This is a genomic window from Sporosarcina sp. P29 (assembly GCF_002743265.1).
Taxonomy (GTDB): domain Bacteria; phylum Bacillota; class Bacilli; order Bacillales_A; family Planococcaceae; genus Sporosarcina.
The window spans coordinates 106,491-125,233 of sequence record NZ_PDYX01000006.1 but is presented as its reverse complement, the minus strand read 5'-3'; the positions used below and the strand labels follow the sequence as shown (position 1 = coordinate 125,233).

General features: G+C 39.6%; 17 protein-coding genes, 1 pseudogene and 1 riboswitch. Of the genes and pseudogenes, 12 read left to right on the top strand and 6 right to left on the bottom strand.

Annotated features, from left to right (window positions below; translation table 11 throughout):
• The first annotated feature begins 145 nt into the window (after positions 1-145).
• Positions 146-1,588, top strand: coding sequence for a DHA2 family efflux MFS transporter permease subunit (locus tag CSV68_RS07550; RefSeq protein ID WP_099633362.1), 1,443 nt, complete (start codon positions 146-148; stop codon positions 1,586-1,588).
• A 144-nt stretch (positions 1,589-1,732) separates the two neighbouring features.
• Positions 1,733-2,191 (top strand): OsmC family protein, encoded by a 459-nt coding sequence (locus CSV68_RS07545; RefSeq protein ID WP_099633363.1) that lies wholly within the window; start codon positions 1,733-1,735, stop codon positions 2,189-2,191.
• An 89-nt stretch (positions 2,192-2,280) separates the two neighbouring features.
• Here CSV68_RS07545 and CSV68_RS07540 read toward each other — a convergent pair whose 3' ends face one another.
• Positions 2,281-3,375, bottom strand: coding sequence for a thermonuclease family protein (locus tag CSV68_RS07540; RefSeq protein ID WP_233190387.1), 1,095 nt, complete (start codon positions 3,373-3,375; stop codon positions 2,281-2,283).
• 444 nt (positions 3,376-3,819) lie between these two features.
• Between CSV68_RS07540 and CSV68_RS07535 the strand changes: the two genes are divergently transcribed.
• From CSV68_RS07535 to CSV68_RS07510, 6 genes are all read left to right on the top strand, one after another.
• A complete protein-coding gene (locus CSV68_RS07535) occupies positions 3,820-5,982 on the top strand; it encodes a M28 family peptidase (protein ID WP_199175015.1) in 2,163 nt (720 codons plus the stop codon).
• Positions 5,983-6,152: 170 nt separating this feature from the next.
• Positions 6,153-7,772 (top strand): GMC family oxidoreductase, encoded by a 1,620-nt coding sequence (locus tag CSV68_RS07530; RefSeq protein ID WP_099661818.1) that lies wholly within the window; start codon positions 6,153-6,155, stop codon positions 7,770-7,772.
• A gap of 266 nt (positions 7,773-8,038) precedes the next feature.
• A complete protein-coding gene (locus tag CSV68_RS07525; protein ID WP_099625833.1) occupies positions 8,039-8,458 on the top strand; it encodes an organic hydroperoxide resistance protein in 420 nt (139 codons plus the stop codon).
• A 14-nt stretch (positions 8,459-8,472) separates the two neighbouring features.
• Positions 8,473-8,949 (top strand): glutathione peroxidase, encoded by a 477-nt coding sequence (locus tag CSV68_RS07520; protein ID WP_099633365.1) that lies wholly within the window; start codon positions 8,473-8,475, stop codon positions 8,947-8,949.
• Entirely contained in the window at positions 8,946-9,389 is a 444-nt protein-coding gene (locus CSV68_RS07515) for a MarR family winged helix-turn-helix transcriptional regulator (protein WP_099661817.1), read from the top strand. Before CSV68_RS07520 ends, CSV68_RS07515 begins: the two co-directional genes overlap by 4 nt.
• 184 nt (positions 9,390-9,573) lie before the next feature.
• Positions 9,574-9,831, top strand: coding sequence for an autorepressor SdpR family transcription factor (locus CSV68_RS07510; RefSeq protein ID WP_099633367.1), 258 nt, complete (start codon positions 9,574-9,576; stop codon positions 9,829-9,831).
• 322 nt (positions 9,832-10,153) lie between these two features.
• On the opposite strand, the gene ytxJ is transcribed toward CSV68_RS07510, so the two are convergent.
• From ytxJ to CSV68_RS17615, 3 genes and pseudogenes are all read right to left on the bottom strand, one after another.
• Entirely contained in the window at positions 10,154-10,480 is a 327-nt protein-coding gene (ytxJ, locus tag CSV68_RS07505; protein ID WP_099661816.1) for a bacillithiol system redox-active protein YtxJ, read from the bottom strand.
• A gap of 88 nt (positions 10,481-10,568) precedes the next feature.
• Positions 10,569-10,781, bottom strand: a pseudogene (locus CSV68_RS17620) (GreA/GreB family elongation factor); the annotation flags it as partial.
• A 57-nt stretch (positions 10,782-10,838) separates the two neighbouring features.
• Positions 10,839-11,042 carry a GreA/GreB family elongation factor gene (locus tag CSV68_RS17615; protein ID WP_368665174.1) on the bottom strand — a complete coding sequence of 68 codons (204 nt, stop codon included), beginning with the start codon at positions 11,040-11,042 and terminating at the stop codon, positions 10,839-10,841.
• Between the two features lie 186 nt (positions 11,043-11,228).
• Here CSV68_RS17615 and CSV68_RS07495 point away from each other — a divergent pair, with 186 nt between their 5' ends.
• From CSV68_RS07495 to CSV68_RS07485, 3 genes are all read left to right on the top strand, one after another.
• A complete protein-coding gene (locus tag CSV68_RS07495) occupies positions 11,229-11,909 on the top strand; it encodes a DUF1361 domain-containing protein (protein ID WP_099661815.1) in 681 nt (226 codons plus the stop codon).
• Between the two features lie 206 nt (positions 11,910-12,115).
• Positions 12,116-12,970 carry an aldo/keto reductase gene (locus CSV68_RS07490; RefSeq protein ID WP_199168379.1) on the top strand — a complete coding sequence of 285 codons (855 nt, stop codon included), beginning with the start codon at positions 12,116-12,118 and terminating at the stop codon, positions 12,968-12,970.
• 369 nt (positions 12,971-13,339) lie between these two features.
• On the top strand, positions 13,340-13,843 hold the full coding sequence (locus tag CSV68_RS07485; RefSeq protein WP_099633370.1) for a hypothetical protein: 504 nt from the start codon (positions 13,340-13,342) through the stop codon (positions 13,841-13,843).
• Positions 13,844-14,364: 521 nt separating this feature from the next.
• Here CSV68_RS07485 and thiC read toward each other — a convergent pair.
• On the bottom strand, positions 14,365-16,137 hold the full coding sequence (gene thiC, locus CSV68_RS07480) for a phosphomethylpyrimidine synthase ThiC (RefSeq protein ID WP_099661814.1): 1,773 nt from the start codon (positions 16,135-16,137) through the stop codon (positions 14,365-14,367).
• 118 nt (positions 16,138-16,255) lie between these two features.
• A riboswitch (TPP riboswitch) is annotated at positions 16,256-16,373 on the bottom strand.
• Between the two features lie 585 nt (positions 16,374-16,958).
• Here thiC and CSV68_RS07475 point away from each other — a divergent pair.
• Positions 16,959-17,912, top strand: a complete 954-nt coding sequence (locus CSV68_RS07475) for a calcium/sodium antiporter (RefSeq protein WP_099633372.1) — start codon at positions 16,959-16,961, stop codon at positions 17,910-17,912.
• 155 nt (positions 17,913-18,067) lie between these two features.
• On the opposite strand, the gene CSV68_RS07470 is transcribed toward CSV68_RS07475, so the two are convergent.
• A complete protein-coding gene (locus tag CSV68_RS07470) occupies positions 18,068-18,742 on the bottom strand; it encodes a response regulator transcription factor (protein ID WP_099661852.1) in 675 nt (224 codons plus the stop codon).
• Position 18,743: the final 1 nt, after the last annotated feature.

The window sequence follows — 18,743 nt, the reverse complement described above, 5'->3', positions numbered from 1 at the left end:
ACTATATATGAAAACATATGAACGTTTGAATCCTTCCCAAACACTCTATTTAAGCACTTTTCTGAGGTAATATCTAGCTATCACAGTGGCTAGATGTTATCTTATTTTTTATGGTCTGTAAAAGTTATGAAGGAAGGTTCGATAGATGGAGGATTCAATACAAGAAAAGATAAAAAGGAAAGAGTTAAAAGTCGCCCCAATCATGACTGTGCTATTGATTGGTGGGTTTATCGGATTGTTTAGCGAAACCGCATTAAATATGACGATGAATGACTTGATAAAGGAATTCGCTATTTCTGCCTCTACAGCGCAGTGGTTAACTACAGGATATTTACTCGTGCTCGGTATTATCATTCCTGTTTCAGGATTACTAATAAAACGTGTTCCAACAAGGAATCTTTTTATAACGAGTATGAGTTTTTCTATCGTGGGTGTACTGATTGCAGCGGTTTCCCCGAGTTTCACGATATTGTTAACAGGACGAATTATTCAAGCAATCGGTACGGGTTTATTAGTGCCATTGTTATTCCATACGGTTCTTATTCTCTTTCCACCATGGAAAAGAGGGACTGCAATGGGTTTAGTAGGCCTTGTGATGATGTTTGCGCCTGCTATTGGTCCAATATCTGCTGGATTAATTATTGATTATTTCAATTGGCATATGATATTTTGGATGATTGCACCGATCCTTGTTTTTGCATTACTATTTGGTATCATTTACTTGCCGAATTTATCTGCTGTTCAGAAGCAAAAGATTGATGTGTTATCCATTATTTTATCTACCATTGGTTTTGGCGGCATTGTCTTTGGGTTTAGCTATGCAGGCGAAAGTGAAGGATGGTCAAGTCCGATTGTGATTGTAGCGTTTGTAACCGGTTTGACCGCTCTCGTTATTTATGGTTTTCGTCAATTATCTATTGAAGAACCGATGCTTCATTTGGAAGTGTTTAAGCATCCAATGTTTACGTTAGGCATAATCATTACGTTGTTTGCTAACCTCATTATATTCTCTTCCAATATTTTATTGCCTTTATTTATGCAAGCAGGGCTTGGTTTATCTGCTTCGAAAGCAGGTCTGTTACTGTTGCCAGGTGGTATTTTTAACGGGATTATGTCGATGGTTAGTGGTCGAATTTTTGATCGATATGGTCCGCGCGGCTTAGTAATTGGTGGATTTGCAATGAGTACAGTGGCTGCATTATTTTTTGCTACGATTTCATCGACAACTAGTTTTTATTTAATTATCATCTTCTTTATGTTATTAATGATGAGCATGTCGATGGTGACGACTCCATCTCAAACAAATGGGATTAACTCGCTACAGCTAAACCGCTACCCGGATGGTACGGCGATCGTTAACTCTGCGATACAAACGTCTGGAGCAATAGGTACAGCGATTGGTATTACTATATTAAACACGTCACAAAATACATTTTTACGAAATATCAGCGACCCCATTACAGCTGCTCATCAAGCGGAAGCCGTCATTTCAGGTGTACAAAATGCATTTTTATTTGCGACCGTTATATCAATTCTTGGTTTCATCTGTTCATTATTTATTAAGCGAGTCAAAGTGTATAATGGCTGATCAGCTGATCTCGTCGTATACTTTCCACTTAGTTTAAAGATATCTGTTAATTCTTACAATAAATTCTCAATACCTATTTCATTCAATACTTTTATATGCTACAATACATATTATATTAGTATGAATTAAAAGGGGATGGGTGTTATGTCAACAACAAACAACACGTTAGTCAAGATTGCGGCTACAGCGAAGTGGGATGAAGGGGTTCGCTCTACACATACGATCCGCGACTTTGAAGGATTTCCGATGGATGAGCCTGTTCATTTAGGCGGAACAGATACTGGTGCAAATCCACTCGAGTTTATCGCGGCAGCACTAAATGGCTGTAAAGCAGTGATGATTCCACTAATTGCGAACGAACAAGGCTTTGTTTTTACAGCTATCAATTTTGATACAACGGGTATCGTAGATTCTCGAGGTTTGATGGGGGAAGAAGGCGTAAAAACGCATTTCCAAAAAGTACGTTTTGTTTGTGAAATCACGACGAATGAATCAGATGCAGCGATCGAGCAATTGAAAACAGAAGTGGAAAGAAGATGTCCGGTATATAATCTATTTGCCGATGCAGGGATTCCTGTTGAGTCGAAATGGATAAAGAAATAATGATGCAAAATTAAAACCGTGTGAAACCAAGTTTGTAACTTGATTTCGCACGGTTTTTTTATTTAACTACTATTTAAAGAGCCCTACTTTTATCGTTCGCAAGCAAATCCGTCTTTATCGCGATCCATTTTAGATTGATAAGCGGGATGACTGCTTGGTACACCGTTAGGATAGGTCTTCCTTAGTTCTGTACAATTTTGAAAAAATTCTGTGCTTTGAACTGGTGGTGTTGGTTTAGCTGCAGGTGCTGGAGCAGGCGCAGGAACAACTGGTTGTTCTGTTTTTAAAGAGTTAGGTGCTGGTGTCGCTTTTTGAGGTGCCGGTTCTGCAGGTTTCTCTTTTACTGCCTGTGCGTTAAAGCCTGTGTCCGTTGCATAATCTTCAACTGACCAAATACCCAACTTCTTTTCTTTCGCTATCGCTTGTGTCTTCTCATACGGATCCACGTATCGAGTATTTGGAGGATAGATGTACGCCACACGGGCTAACCCTTCACTCAACAAGATTTTTTGAATGTTTTTTCCGTCTACATAAATATAGGCAAGTAAACGGTTGTATTTATCAAAGCGCTCTCCGACATCGAATTCAATTTCTAGCGTACCGCTCTCTATTAGCTCTTTATTTCTAGCCTTAGCTTCATCCCCAAACGGTTGCTTACCTAGTCTAGGATGATTAGTTTCAGGCGTGTCGATCAACAAGTATCGAACGTTTTGCTCCTTGCCGTTATATATAATCTTAATCGTATCACCGTCTATAACTTTTACTAATTCTACAGGGATTCTCGCTGTCGTACCGCTTGTCTCTGTGGAGTCTTTTAGTTTTTCAGGAGTTACTTTTGAAGAATTGTTTTTTGAAGGTACTACGACTGGAACGGATTTTTCTTCAACTTCTTTAGATATTGTCTTTTCAGGTTTTTCTATTTCTTCTACAGACTCTTTTTCAGGTGCTTCCTTCTTCGTTTCAACAGGTTCATCCGTAGGTGTCTGTTCTACTGAATCAGCGTTCTCTTTCTCTGGCTCTATATCATCTGGTGAAATGACTACAGCTACGATGAACATCGCAATACCTACTAAAGCGAGAATGCCAAACTTCCTCTTCGACTTTTTAAAGATTGCTTTAATAAGTAAGCCGACAGTCCCAATCAAAATAAATAGAAAACCAAATAACGCAAAAAACACAAACATACTATCACTCTCAATTCGCTTTAATGACTTAACACTTGCTTCCAATAGTGAGATTATCATATTTATTAAGAAAGATATACACAACTAAATACGTAGTGCGATTAGATCACAACTGGTCACGTTAGAAAACGTACTTTCAGTTATGTAAACGTGAACTTACGTAAGGAAGTCTGCGCTACTTGAATACTGCATCGGAATTAGAGAGAGATACATAGAAATAGAAATGATGTTCGCACGCTCATAAATACATCACCATTGGAAAAAAATCCATTCACCTTAGTAAAAAGCAAACAATAACTATTTTTGTTTGCTTTTAATAACACTAATATACTTCAGAAAAAAGTTTCAATAGATTTAGTCGTGAAATTTGAAAATTTCTATTGCGAAAACTCACTCTATATCGTTTAATGAATTGATTGCAAAAAATGAAAAGGACTGTGATATATGAAAAAGATGGTGAGTTACTTAACGTTGTCCATGCTCGTTGCAACGTCACTCGTTGCATGTACGCCTAAAGAAGATACTTCCAATGAGAAGAAAGAACCTGTGGAGGATGTAAAGACTGTTCCACTATCAGATGAAAAGGACAAGTACTTGTCTGAAGTAGATGTAGAATATGCTTTTGAATTTGCTAAAGGAATGGAAGAATATAAAACCAATGAGAAACTGGGCTATCGTACTGCAGGATCAGAAGCGGAACGAAAGACTGGGGAGAAAATTGGAGAAGAAATGAAGAAAATCGGATTGACCGAAGTGACGAAAGATGCATTTACGGTAGATAGTTGGGAGTTTGAGAAAGCCGATTTAACCTTCACTGATACTACTGGTAAAGAACATCTCGCAGTGCTAGGTGGGTATCAAGTGAACTTTGACACGAACGGTGTGAAAGATCTTGAGATAGTCTATGCAGGAAAAGGAACTGCGGAAGAATTAGAAGGATTGGATATCGAAGGGAAACTTGTGTTAATTGACATTAATCAACGTGAAGAATGGTGGATTAATTATCCTACGTATCAAGCCCATGTGAAAGGTGCAGCGGCGGTTATTGCGGTGCAAGAAGCTGGTTATGCCGAAGTTGATCCCGATGCGTTGAATTCACAGGATATTTGCGGACCGGACGATGCACCTGCGTTCTCGATGTCTCAGACCGATGCAGGTGAACTGAAAAAGGCACTTGAAGCTAGTGAAAATGACACGCTTACCGTTAAATTTGATGCTAAATCTACAGTGAAGATGGATCAGGAAGCATATAATTATTACGGGAAAATTGTCGGAAAAGATCCGGATTCCTATATCCTATTATCTGGCCATTATGATTCGTATTTCGCCGGGTTCCAAGATGACAATGCAGCAATCGGTTTGATGCTAGGAATCGCTAAAGGCATGATTGACAGCGGCTACCAACCAGAAAAGACCCTGATCTTCAATGCGATCGCAGCGGAAGAATGGGGTAAGTCGAATACTCGATACGACTGGTCGACAGGTGCTTACAATCAAATCTTCAATATTCATCCCGAGTGGGTCGGAAAGACATTTGCGAATATGAACTTTGAACTTCCAGCATTTGAACATACGACACAAGATGAAATCCGTTCGACTTACGAGTTGAATAACTACTTGACGGAGTTCGCAAAAGAAGTGCCGCCATTATCCGATGTGTACAAAGATGGAATTTCAGTCGTTTCTCCACTACGTACATGGTCAGATGATTTTTCATTCAGTATTGCCGGTGTGCCAGCGCTGCGGAATGATTTCCAAGATAGTGAATTTATGCACTCTCATTATCATTCTCAATTCGACAGTGAAGAGGCGTTCAATGCAGAGGCGCTGAAATTCCATTTAAATCTTTATGGATTATTGACCATGCACTACGATCAAACTGCTGTTGTGCCTTTAGACTTTACGACACGTTTGCAAGCAATGAAAGATTTGATCGATGCCGATGCATTTAAACAGGCATCTGTTGTTTCAGGCGATTTGATGAAAGAGATCGATCAGGCCATGTCCAGTGCAGAACAAGTGAATACAAAAGTCGCTGACGTGAATAAAAAGTATGCCGAAGCACTCAAAAAAGAAGATGCAGACGGAGCGAAGAAGCTGTACGAGGAAAGTCGTGAGTTAAATAGCGACTTGTTGGCTGCTTATAAATACGCGGAAGACCAATTCGTGCGATTGACGTGGGAAGATGAACCGATTTTCCCTCATGAACATGCGCAAAATAACGTGAAAAACTTAGCTGCTTCCATTGAGGCGTTAAAGACAGGTGATATCGCCACACCACTGGACGAGTACTTATACGCAATTGATAACAACTGGTATGCGTATGACTTCGATCAGGAAGTATTCAACTACTTCACGGACTATGTCATAAAAGCACCGAAAGAGCAGCTTATGTGGGGGGCTGGACGAATCGTCGACCATGAAGACCTATTCGACACGATCAAGTCTTTGAAAGCAAAGAAGGAACAAACGAAGCCGGATTTGTCAGTAGAAATCACTACTTTGACAGATGCGCTCGGCAGACAGAAAGAGCTATTGCAACAAACCGTAACAGAAGAAACAGCTAGCGTGAAAAAACTAGGTGAGCTGTTGAGTGAGCTGAAATAATAAGCCGCTTGACATAGAATTAATGCAAAAAAAGCATCGCATATCGCGGTGCTTTTTTGTTATGTTTCGTTGATTACCGCATCGCTAACATTAATTCTATAGTCCACGCAATGCTTCATAAACCAACTCTCCTTGCCATAGGATATATTGCACAAAAATCGTCTAGGGGGATGGAAATGAATAAAGGAACCAATGACCAACCAACATATGACTATATCGTGGTTGGAACGGGGCCAGCAGGTGCTGCGGTTGCAAGAAAGCTAACTGATGATCACCAAAATTCGATGTTAGTTTTAGAGGCAGGAGATAATAACAGTAAGGAACAGCCAATTAGAGATTCTTTGTTTGCTCCACCTTTTATTCTCACTGACGACTTTTTCCCGCAATATTTCTGGCAAGGAAAAAGTGTCCCGCAGAAAAACGTCAAAAATAGAACATTTGATTGGACAGGTGGGCGAACTTTGGGAGGTGGATCCTCCATTAACAATAACCAATATGTAAGACCGTCGCAGGTAAATATGAAACGATGGGAAAATCTTTTAGGTCCGCTTTGGTCACCTGAACAAGAAACGTATCAATTTTCGAAACTAGAAACTTACAATGGCCAGACTCAAAATCCGAATGCTAGAGGATATAACGGACAGTTGGATATTAGACAGGCTCCTGCTAATCCAACCAGTATGACTGAAAAATTGGTGACAGCAATGGAAAGAGCCACGGGTTTCACTAGAATTTTAGACTATAATGATCCCAATACACCACTAGGCCCCTTTACAAGATGGCAACTATACCAGACTCCCTATGGTCAACGAGAAAGTGCTGATACCGCTTTTCTTTCACCGGATGTTATGAATGGAAACGGTGAAGGGGTAAATGGAAGACGGTTACTAGTATCTTATAATTCAACGGTACAGCGTGTGATTTTTGATAATGAAAAGCGAGCAATTGGTGTGGAGTTTTTAAAAGATGGAAACTGCTATTACGCATATGCTCGTAAAAAAATCATTATATCGGCGGGAATGAATAGCCCTCAGTTATTAATGCTTTCTGGAATCGGACCAGCTGACATACTGGATAAAGCCGGCATTCCCGTTGTTCATCATAATGCGAATGTGGGGAAGAACATGACTACGCACCCGGTAAATACAGCGATGTTCACAACGAATACAACTGATAAAGCACTTCCGGAAGCGGATCCATTTGCGCTTTATACAGGTGGAGCCTTCCTGCCAGATCCAACACCTGGTGCTGACCCCAATCGACGTGGCGTCCAGCTAATTGGCCAAATCGGGACTGGTGGAATGCTAAGTATCGTTTTGATTTTATTGGAACCAAAAAGCCAAGGAACTGTCAGAATCCAAAATGCGGATCCATTAAAAATTGTTCTTGCTGATGTAGAGTTTTTGAATAATCAATCTGACCTGGAAACAATAAAAAACGTTTATAAGGTTTATATTAAAAACATTGTACAAGAACTATCGAAAATTGACTCGCACTACCAACTTGTTACACCTACACTAGAAACGATTCAAGACGACAGCAAACTGGAAGCGTTCATTAAGGAGAACTTAGGTCCAACACATCATATACAAGGCACACTAAGAATGGCACCAAATGAAGAAAGTGGTGTTGTGAATGCTACGGGAGAAGTATTCGGTGTGAAAGATTTGATTGTTGCAGATGATTCCATTGCGCCGTTTGTTTCGGACGGCAATACATCGGCGCCTGCTTTCTTTATTGGCGCAAATATTGCAGATCAATTAGTAAAGCAGGATGAGGGAAATGCGTAAAGATAACTCTTTCATTCATATGGAAATCATATTCTATAGAATGTCACCTTACGTAATGTAACAATATCGGACGAGTTGGTGCAATGAAAATAAATTGTAAAAGAAGTATCCGTGCAAAAGAACTTATGTGATTGGGTAACAGTCATGAAAGTTCATGCGCGGATATTTTTTTATGTTCTATTCAGAAACAAAATCATTGCAATTACCCAATAGATCGCTTAAGATTAAATCGTACACAACATAAAAAACGAAAAGAGGAATTTTACATGAAACCACTATACGAAACGACGATTATTAACACAGGCGGACGCGATGGCTCTGTTTATTCACCCGATAATATATTCAATCTAGATGTAGCGAAACCTGTAGCACTTGGCGGTGTTGTGTCTGGCGCATCGAATCCTGAACAATTGTTTGCGGCTGGATATAGCGCATGTTTCAACAGTGCACTCGAAATTCAGTTAGATAAAGGCAAAGTAGAGTATGCTAGTAGTGAAGTCATCGCAACTGTGGCACTTTATCCAGATAAAACGGATGGCGGTGTCAAACTAGGTGCGAAACTTGAAGTGACAATTGAGGGTGTCGATCAAGCAACGGCAGAAGAATATGCAAAGAAAGCACATAATTACTGCCCGTATTCTAAAGCACTTAATGGAAATGTAGAAGTTGAAATCACAGTAAAATAAGAGGAGGTATTCAAATGGTATCCGTTTACGATTTTGAAGTAAAAAAACCGAATGGCGAGATATTGTCTTTGAAAGAGTATGAAGGGAAACCTTTAGTCATCGTCAACACAGCGAGTAAATGCGGCTTTGCTCCACAGTTCGGTGGTTTACAATCGCTATATGAACAATATAAAGAAGATGGCTTGATGGTACTCGGCTTCCCTTGCGATCAATTCAATGACCAGGAATTTGATAATATTGATGAAACGACTGAGTTCTGTCAGCTGAATTATGGTGTTTCATTCCCGATCATGGGAAAAGTAAATGTAAATGGTGATGAAGCCGATCCACTATTTGATCACCTCACAACAGAAAAAAGTGGACTGCTGTCGAAAAAAGTCAAATGGAATTTTACAAAGTTTCTAGTAGATCGCAACGGACAAGTCGTGAAACGATACGCACCCCAAACGGATCCTGCAAAACTTGCGGAAGATGTGGAAAAGCTATTATGAAGAAAGACTTTTCTACGCTGGACAAACAGTTGTGTTTTGCTGTTTATGAAACGGCAGGAGAGTTTACTAAGCTATACGCTAATGTCTTGAAATCATTTGGCCTTACGTATCCACAATACTTGGTGCTCCTCGCGTTATGGGAGCAGGACGGAATCACGATGAAAGAGCTTGGCGAACAAGTCGGCCTAGGTACAGGGACGCTCACGCCGATGATTTCCCGTATGCAGGAAAAAGGTTGGCTACGCAAAGAACGTTCTATAGAAGACGAACGTAAAGTATATGTCACGCTCGAAAAAAAGGCGCAAAACGAAAAAAATACGATTATAGAGCGAGTCAATGAAGAAATTCAATTGTGTAATATTGGCTTGTCGGAGTATGAAGAACTGATGGCGAGATTAAACGAATTGCACGGTAAATTGAAAGAGCGCACGAAGCTGTAAGCCGTATGAACTTGAAGTATACATTTCTTCGAAGAGTACCTGTACGAAAACAAACAGGAGTGTTTAACTATTCCTATTTGTTTTCAGCACAGGTACTTTTTTAATTGCTTCAAGTAGTATATAATTAGGTAAATAACTAATTAGACAAACATCTAAATGCTTGAAATGAAAGGAGAAGCTCGATTTGAACGATATTTTTAAAGCCTTAAACGATGAAACGAGAAGACAAATACTAACGCTACTCAGTGAAAAAGGATCACTAACTGCCAGTGAAATACACGAAGAATTCGAGATGAGTAAGCCGAGCATTTCCAATCATTTAAACATTTTACGTAATGCAGGGCTTGTCACTTCGGAGAAAAAAGGGCAGTACATTCATTACACTCTCCACACAACAGTTCTGCAAGATCTTCTTGTATGGATGATCAAATTGAATAAATAAAGTCGTAAAGTGTTTGAGGAAATGTATCTATACATACACCTAGTGTGCGTGGAGTTGTCTCATTTTTAAAGTGTGTACGTGGCTTTGAGTTACAGATACTGGTTCTAAACAAGGGAGTTAGAGGATGAAAAGTACAGCGTTGAGACTACAAGGATACCAATATAAGCTTTATATTTCGCACAAACAAACAAAGCACTAGTTTGTTTGTTTGTTTGTTTGTTTGTTTGTTTGTTTGTGCGAAAGTCTATAAAAATACCCGTGTCTGAAACTAACGTGATTGTATATACGTTGCGGAAAATCTCTTGCGCAGATGTGTTTAAAATCAGCTATACATTTCAATTGCATCACGGACTACAGATTCTTTAATGTGATAATGTGTCGCTTGCCATGTTGCTTTTTGATCTTTTACAATTAACAATTGTGGCGATTCATGTCTAACATTTAAGTCACTTTCAATCGCTTTTGAAATGGCTTGATCCGTTTGTACGACAATGACATAGAGTGGTAAATCTGTAACAAGTTTATGTAATTCTTTTTTTGCGGATAGGCTGCTGAAACATGTCAAACTCATTTTAAAGAGAAGAACGGATTGTTTTTCAGAACTTTCTCTAACAGTTCGCCATTCTTCTATAGTTTTAATGCGTTTCAATTTACGTCCTCCAGTTACTAGGTTTTATATAATGTGTCTAGTGTAACTATATACCCCTAACGGTATATAATCAAACGATTAATTGTATTCATCGTACCGCTACGATCAGAAGGGTCATTTCTCCGCTCGGTGTTTGAACAGATACTTGGTCACCTATAGAATGTCCTAATAAGCTGTTGGCAAGTGGTGATTCATTCGAAATAGTCCCTTCCAGTAAATCAGCTTCTTCGACACCCACAATCGTATAGGTTTCTTTTTCACCATCCGGTAGTTCAATAAATGTCACAGGTGCACCGAAAACGACAGTATCTGTTTCATCATCTGGTACGGAAGTGACTTCGGCATGTCGAAGTCTGTCTCAGATAAATACAATACGTTCTTCAATTTGTGCTTGTGACTCTACGGCAGCTTCGTATTCAGAGTCCTCTCTAAAATCACAAAACTTGCGTGCATTTTTAACGCGCTGTAATGCATCTTCGCGCTTCTTTGTTTGTAACTCGTCTAACTCTTTTACTAGAGCTTCTTTACCCATTTTGGTCATTAAGTATTTGTTAGGTTCCACGTAATTCAAGCTCCTTTCTTATAAAGCATCATGATGCGTTCATTTTTGAAATACCTTCTCTATATCTAGAGAACTCTATAGAATCTTTTATGCAGTTGCAACTTAACTCAATTGGATTCGTTTACACTAGTAGTTAATTTGAGATTGAGAGTAAACATATACCCATTATTACTAACAGGAGGTTCAATGAAAACATTTATTGAGAAACATAAAATACTAGTATTATTCATGTTGGCTTATTGGGGCGTCTGTCTGGTCATGCTCTTTAAGAGTTTGGATTTCCTCTATGCGGCGTTGTCTTGGAATGTGTTATTGGCCATATTACCAGTTTTCTTCATTAATCAAGCAGTCACGACGATAGGGCAGAAGAAGATCAGTTGGACTGTTTTCTGGATACTGCTTTGGTTGTTTTTCTTCCCTAACTCTGTCTATGTTGTAACGGATTTTATTCATATAGCGAATGAAAAGTTCAGATGGGTGTCAAATGCAGGCCCCTATGCGCCAGGTGGCGGTATAGTATACAGCCAGGACATCTTCATATGGACCAAGTTGTTAGTGATTGCTATGGGCTTCTTTTATTCCATCGTAGTGGGTCTGGAGTCTGTTTATATTTTCGAACAGATGGTTAGAAAGAAGTATTCCAAGAAGATTGGCTACGCGAGTATTGTAAGTGTAGGTTTGCTGACAGGAATCGGCGTTTATATTGGAAGGTTCTTGCGCTTCAATAGTTGGGATGTTGTTTTCAATCCGCTTCAAGTGTTGCAACAAGTAGCGCAAGTAGATCGATTTGCCGTTCAGTTCATTGTCGCATTCTCTGGCTTTGTTTTATTTTGCTATTTGCTGTATCGATCGTTCAAGGAAAAATAAGAAGTGCACTTGTGCCAGTACTACACGTGGATGTTCAGCTATTCATGTGTAGTACAGACATAGGTGCTTTTTTATTGAAAACTGCAGAGAATGTTTAGTTCACATTCAGTAAGGGAAATCACATGACTGAGACGAGTAGAAGACACGTCCGATCAATTCGTGTTTTTTAAATAGAAGAATTTACTTTAAAAAGGAGTCAGATAAAAATGGAACAGATAATCGTACAATCGATGCGATTGAATGACGGAACCAGCCTTCCTTCAATTGGTTTCGGCACAGTAAAGGTTAAAGGCGCGCAAGGTGTAGTGAGTACGTTAAACGCGATCGAAGCGGGATACAGACTCATTGACACGTCAACGAATTATAATAATGAAGGAATGGTAGGAGAAGCGGTTCGGCGGTCAACTGTGCCTAGAGAAGAACTGCTGATCAGTTCCAAACTACCTGGAGCTTCACATGAGTACGAAAGAGCAATTCTGATGATTCAAGAGTCACTGTATCGTATCGGAATCGATTACTTTGATAAATACTTGATTCATTGGCCGCTTCCAAAACAAGATCAATACGTAGAAGCGTGGAAAGCTTTAGTCGATGCACAGAAATTCGGACTGATTAAGACGATTGGTGTTTCTAATTTCTTACCGGAACATCTAGAGCGTATCATTGAGGAAACAGGTGTAACGCCGGCGACCAATCAGATTGAACGCCATCCGTATTTTAACAATAACGAACTAGTAGAATACAATAAAAGCTGCGGTATCGTAACAGAAGCTTGGAGTCCTTTAGGGCGCGAATTAAACGACGTGTTAGAAAATGAAACGATTGTCTCGATAGCTAAAAAACACAATAAGCAACCAGCGCAAATTATTATTCGTTGGAACCTACAGAATGATATTTTAACGGTCGTGAAATCATCTAACTATGCCCATCAAAAAGCGAATCTTGATGTATTCAATTTTGAATTGTCCGAAGAAGATATGAGACAAATTGACTCTTTAGATAAAGGTGAAGCGGGAAGAGTAGAAGGACAGCACCCGAATGAATACGAAGAGTTTGATTAAACGTATCTTTTTTAATATTAAGTTACATTCAGTTTAATGAATACATGTAATTATTTATTTACTTTATTGTGATTTGAATCCATATGTTAGTGTAATATCCAAACAAGATTTATTTATATATAGCAATGGCGGAGGTGATCTCAATGAAAATGAGCCACTTGCTAATTACGTTAATTAGTGTTGTTCTTGTTTTTATCCTAATAAGTAGTGTGCAAAACGAAATTACCTGGCCATTATTAATTCTATTGTTAGTAGCGGGATTTGTAATAAACTTTTTTATCTCTTTATTATCACGTAAGGAATAATGAGATTTGTAATTAGTTTTACATTTATTATGATTATTGCTTAGAAGTAGGGGGAATGACTGGAATGTTATTTGAGAAAAATAAGTTCAGTATATTTACCATTATTACTTGTTTAGTGATGATGGTTAGTATTGTATGGACACCACAAAATACTCAGGCTGCTAGTTTACATGTGGATGAGGTAGCTAAGATTACTTCGGAATATCTTGTATTGAATGAAAAAGATGGCACAGTGACCATCGAAAGAGAAGTAGAATTGGAATCTCGAATCGGTAAAGAATATTTTAATGAGTTAGTACAAACCTTAGAAAAACTTAATGAAGTTTTAGCGCGTCCAGAAGGTGAGAAGTACAAAAAAGAAATAATCGAAGAAGCAAACTCGAATGTTGTGTCGATGGCTAAAATAAGTGGCTGTGGCGCTGCAACTCTTGCTGGCTTTGCACATACTGGAGCCTTTACTGGGCTTATGACAGTTGCAGGTGTTAGTGGTCCAGCAGGATGGGCTTTAGGTACTGTTGTTGGCGGGGTATGGCTAGCAGGGAGTGCGGCAGCTGGGTGTTTAAAATAATCTATAGATTAAATACTGAGATTAATACTCAAAAGCCCTCCAGCAATGGAGGGCTTTTGAGTGTAACTTACTTAGTAAAGGGGTACATTGAAAATGTCTGCGATTTCAGATCCTGTTATTATGATGAAAATGACTCACCAACGTCCGCATTGTAAAGGGACGAGGTGGGTCATTTTTTATTGTACCAACTTCAAATTCAACTTTTAAAGGACAACGGCTAAAAGTATTTGTGTAATCGGGCGCGTGAATGGAAAACGATATTGAGTCACAATACCGATGATTTTTTCAGGAAGCTAAAAGAGCACAAATCCTGTTCATGAATGGCAGAACATGTATTAATAATGGACACTCTCGATCTTCAAGCATTTCATACACTTCCTATAGGTTACGTTTTCAGTATATTCGTGTATGCACTGTGCTTGCAGGAGAGCCAACTGTTCTTCTAACTGATGAAGATTTCGGCGTTTTACAGAGATCTGATGAATTAACTGTTCAGTTGTCATAACTCCATTCACTCCTTATCAATAATAGATTTCAGCACCGGATTTTTTAAATTCTTCAGCTTTCTCCTTCATGCCACTTTCCATTGCTAGCTTCTCTTCTAAACTGTTTTCATCAGCGTATTTTCTAATGTCGTGTGAAATTCGCATACTGCAAAACTTAGGTCCGCACATCGAACAGAAGTGGGCGATCTTGGCTCCTTCAGCCGGCAATGTTTCATCATGATATTCCATCGCGCGTTCAGGATCCAAACTTAAATTAAATTGATCTCGCCAACGGAATTCGAAACGGGCTTTTGATAATGCGTCGTCACGTTTGTGTGCATTCGGATGACCTTTAGCTAAATCAGCTGCATGGGCTGCGATTTTATACGTAATGACGCCTTCACGCACATCATCTTTATTCGGTAAACCAAGATGTTCTTTAGGAGTTACATAGCATAACATTGCCGTTCCGAACCAACCGATCATAGCTGCACCAATAGCAGATGTGATGTGGTCATAAGCAGGCGCAATATCTGTCGTCAAAGGACCGAGCGTATAGAAAGGTGCTTCTTGGCAAATCTCCATTTGCTTATCAACGTTTTCCTTAATCAAATGCATTGGCACATGTCCAGGACCTTCTACCATGACTTGCACATCATGTGTCCACGCAATTTTCGTCAGTTCGCCAAGTGTTTCAAGTTCAGCGAATTGTGCCTCGTCATTGGCATCAGCAATTGAGCCGGGACGTAATCCATCTCCTAATGAAAACGCGATATCGTACTGTTTCATAATTTCACATATATCTTCAAAGTGTGTGTAGAGAAAACTTTCTTTATGATGCAACATACACCACTGTGCCATAATAGAACCACCCCGTGAGACAATTCCAGTCACACGATGAATCGTCATGGGAATATAACGGAGTAGAACACCCGCATGGATTGTAAAGTAGCTGACACCCTGCTCTGCTTGTTCGATCAATGTGTCGCGGAATACTTCCCATGAGAGATCCTCCACTTTGCCGTTCACTTTTTCCAACGCTTGATAAAGTGGTACCGTTCCTACTGGGACAGGGGAGTTGCGGATGATCCATTCACGTGTTGTGTGAATGTTCTTTCCTGTTGACAAATCCATGATATTGTCTGCACCCCAACGTGTAGCCCATGTCATTTTTTCCACTTCTTTAGCAATCGATGAGGAGACAGCAGAATTACCGATATTCGCATTGATTTTCACATGGAATTTACTTCCGATAATCATCGGTTCCGCTTCTGGGTGGTTAATATTAGACGGAATAATTGCCCGTCCTTTCGCTACTTCATCCCGTACAAGTTCAGGCGTTACATTTTCACGGATTGCAATGAACTCCATTTCAGGTGTTATGATTCCTTTGCGCGCATAATGCATTTGTGTAACATTCATGCCGCTTTTTGCACGTAATGGCTTACGTTTCAACAATGGAAATTCTGCATCTTTTTGCATATTTTCTAGTGAACGATATCCATTATCCCGCGGCTTCACTTGCCTGCCTTCATACTCTTCCACGTCATTTCGTTCAATTATCCAGTTCTTCTTGATAATTGGAAGTCCTTTTTTGATATCCACTTGATAACCAGCTTCCGTATATTTACCGCTTGTATCATACACACGGAAAGGTTCATTCGCTATTTCACCTTGATCAGTTACAGTTGGTGATAGCTCAATTTCACGCATTGGTACGAGTATGTCTGGACGACTTCCTCGTACGTAAATCTTTCTACTGGCTGGAAAACATTCATGGATATGGATTTCTTCTTTCTTCTCTTGCATTTTGTCATCGTCTCCTTTTAAGGGGCGACATGACTCGATTTAAGTGATGGGAATCGGCAACAAAAAAGACCAGTTCCGTAGATAGGACCTGGTCTTCAAAACGCAAAAATACGCGTCGCTGATAAAATGAAAACTTCCCTACGCTGGTACGAGCCAGATCAGGTCCAAAGAGTCCGGAATGCGTGTACTATCATTCCATCTCAGTCCAATAACGTTGGACACCCCTAGTTATAGTATTTAATTGTTCGAACAGGAACAGTCTACCATACCTTAATCGGTTTTCAAAGAGTAATTATACTTTTAATTTCCATAGGTTCCGTTATTTACATGTAACTTATGTGATCGGTGAGGAAACAGAAATGCGTAATCAGAAGAAAATCTCCAAAATATTGTACATTCAGTCCTATAGTAAGTTTGTAGAAAAGTATATCGCTGGCTTGTCTGTAAAGATAGATCTATGGACAAGCTATTTTTATAAAAGATTTCAACACCACTCAAGAGAGCATGTAATGACGAGAAGTGAATGTCTTTGTATGACTTGTAAGATGCATAAGTAGTGATGACGTGAGATAATCAAAAATGAAAAAACAAAAGAGGGAAGGAGCAAAGTAGTAGAGCTTACATCGTATAACATATCTGGGATTGAGAAGGATGAATGCTATGGGGAAGTAAAGTCAAATACATATTCTGTTTTTCATCATGGTGCATGTCATTATGTGCCTCAAGTATGCAGTAATTGAAGCAATTATTTTATTGTAGTCTAGACACGCTTGCATACAGCTAATTAGAAATATCATTCCTATGGAGGAGGTAACCAATATATGTCCTATGTTTTACTCATTATTGGATTTGTATTATTAATAAAAGGGGCCGACTATTTCGTGGATGGTTCTTCAAATATCGCAAGACTTTTACAAATTCCACCTATATTGATTGGGCTGACTATTGTAGCACTTGGAACTAGCTCACCAGAAGCGACGGTCAGTATAATTGCAGCGATGGGCGGAAACGCGGACGTCGCAGTAGGGAACGTAGTGGGGAGTAATATATTCAATATTACGATCGTTGTCGGGATGGCAGCATTTCTGTTTCCGCTGAAGGTACAAAGTGAAACGATACGGAAAGAGATTCCGTTTACTTTGCTGGCGGGTATAGTGATGTTGGTGTTGATGAGTGATATGGCACTACAAGGCTTCAGTAGCAATATGATTACCCGTGGTGATGGAATAATTTTCTTGCTATTCCTTTCAATCTTTATGTACTATGTGATCGAACTTGGTCTTAGAAGCCGTCAAAATTCTACGCTTACACAAGCCACTGAGAATGTGAAGTGGGGCAAGAATATACTAATTACTTTAGTCGGGCTGGCAGCAATTATTTTCGGAGGAGATTTAGTCGTAAGTAACGCCACGAAAATCGCTTATTCTCTTGGCATGAGTGAAACATTGGTAGGTCTTACGATTATCGCAATCGGTACTTCTCTGCCTGAATTAGTTACATCGATTTCAGCGGCATTGAAAAAGGAGAGCGAAATTGCTTTAGGGAACATCGTCGGGAGCAATATTTTCAACATCCTGTTTGTTCTCGGGGCCTCCTCTGTCATTACGCCCATCGCGGTGAACGATAAAGTATTTATTGACGTCATCATAATGCTTGTATTGACCTTAGTATTATTGCTATTCGCTAGAACGGGCTTCAAAATTGGTAAGCGTGAAGGTCTCATGTTAGCTGTAGCGTACGTTGTATATCTAGTGTATGTTATTTTACGTAATTAAGAAAAAATCACCAAGTTTGCTATAACGAGAGTTACATACTCCTATGTACAACAGGGCAAAAGAGTCAATCGTCGGCATGCCGATCAATAAGAGAAGGCTACTTTCCATTCATTCATGGAAAGTAGCCTTTTTTATGTGTATAGCATGATCTGTAATTATCTCCACTTATAGCCGATACCCCAAACTGTCATCAAAATCTCGTCAATGGGGAAATTCGATTTCCTCAACTTATCTCGTAGATTTCGAATATGCGAATCGACTGTTCGAACTTCCGTATACGTATCATATTCCCAAGCTACTTGAAGCAAGTCTTCCCGTGTGAACGTCCGATTTGGCCGAGTCATCATCGCTTCAATAATATAGAATTCCTTTAATGTAAGACGAACTTCCTGCGTGTCGTATAGGATGGAATAGGACTCCAAGTTAAGAGTGAATGGACCTTCATGAATAGACTTCGGTTGATTGTCGTCCTCTGTACGCCGTAATGCCACGCGCACTCTCGCGGTAAGTTCGCGCTCGTCAAATGGTTTTGTAATATAATCATCCGCCCCTTGGTCAAGTCCTTTTACAACATCAGATTTATCAGATCGAGCCGTCAATAAAATTACAGGTACAGCTGAAACATCTCTAATTCTGCGGCAAACTTCCCAGCCATCCATGCCAGGCATCATGACATCGAGCAATACAAGATGTACGTCCTCCACGCTGAATAGCTCAAGTGCTTTTTGGCCGTCAGTCGCTTGCAAGCAACGATATCCGTGTGGTGCGAGGAATAGTTCGAGCAGATCGAGCATGCGTTGTTCATCATCAACTAGCAAAATTGTTTTCATA

Bases quoted from the DNA above. Each gene is read 5' to 3' on its own strand.
- CSV68_RS07475 (WP_099633372.1), top strand. From the start codon at position 16,959: ATGTCCTATGTTTTACTCATTATTGGATTTGTATTATTAATAAAAGGG.
- CSV68_RS07495 (WP_099661815.1), top strand. From the start codon at position 11,229: ATGAAAACATTTATTGAGAAACATAAAATACTAGTATTATTCATGTTG.
- CSV68_RS07520 (WP_099633365.1), top strand. From the start codon at position 8,473: ATGGTATCCGTTTACGATTTTGAAGTAAAAAAACCGAATGGCGAGATA.
- CSV68_RS07470 (WP_099661852.1), bottom strand. From the start codon at position 18,742: ATGAAAACAATTTTGCTAGTTGATGATGAACAACGCATGCTCGATCTG.
- CSV68_RS07525 (WP_099625833.1), top strand. From the start codon at position 8,039: ATGAAACCACTATACGAAACGACGATTATTAACACAGGCGGACGCGAT.
- CSV68_RS07535 (WP_199175015.1), top strand. From the start codon at position 3,820: ATGAAAAAGATGGTGAGTTACTTAACGTTGTCCATGCTCGTTGCAACG.
- CSV68_RS07545 (WP_099633363.1), top strand. From the start codon at position 1,733: ATGTCAACAACAAACAACACGTTAGTCAAGATTGCGGCTACAGCGAAG.
- CSV68_RS07550 (WP_099633362.1), top strand. From the start codon at position 146: ATGGAGGATTCAATACAAGAAAAGATAAAAAGGAAAGAGTTAAAAGTC.
- CSV68_RS07530 (WP_099661818.1), top strand. From the start codon at position 6,153: ATGGAAATGAATAAAGGAACCAATGACCAACCAACATATGACTATATC.
- CSV68_RS07515 (WP_099661817.1), top strand. From the start codon at position 8,946: ATGAAGAAAGACTTTTCTACGCTGGACAAACAGTTGTGTTTTGCTGTT.
- thiC (WP_099661814.1), bottom strand. From the start codon at position 16,137: ATGCAAGAGAAGAAAGAAGAAATCCATATCCATGAATGTTTTCCAGCC.
- CSV68_RS07485 (WP_099633370.1), top strand. From the start codon at position 13,340: ATGTTATTTGAGAAAAATAAGTTCAGTATATTTACCATTATTACTTGT.
- CSV68_RS07490 (WP_199168379.1), top strand. From the start codon at position 12,116: ATGGAACAGATAATCGTACAATCGATGCGATTGAATGACGGAACCAGC.
- CSV68_RS07540 (WP_233190387.1), bottom strand. From the start codon at position 3,375: ATGTTTGTGTTTTTTGCGTTATTTGGTTTTCTATTTATTTTGATTGGG.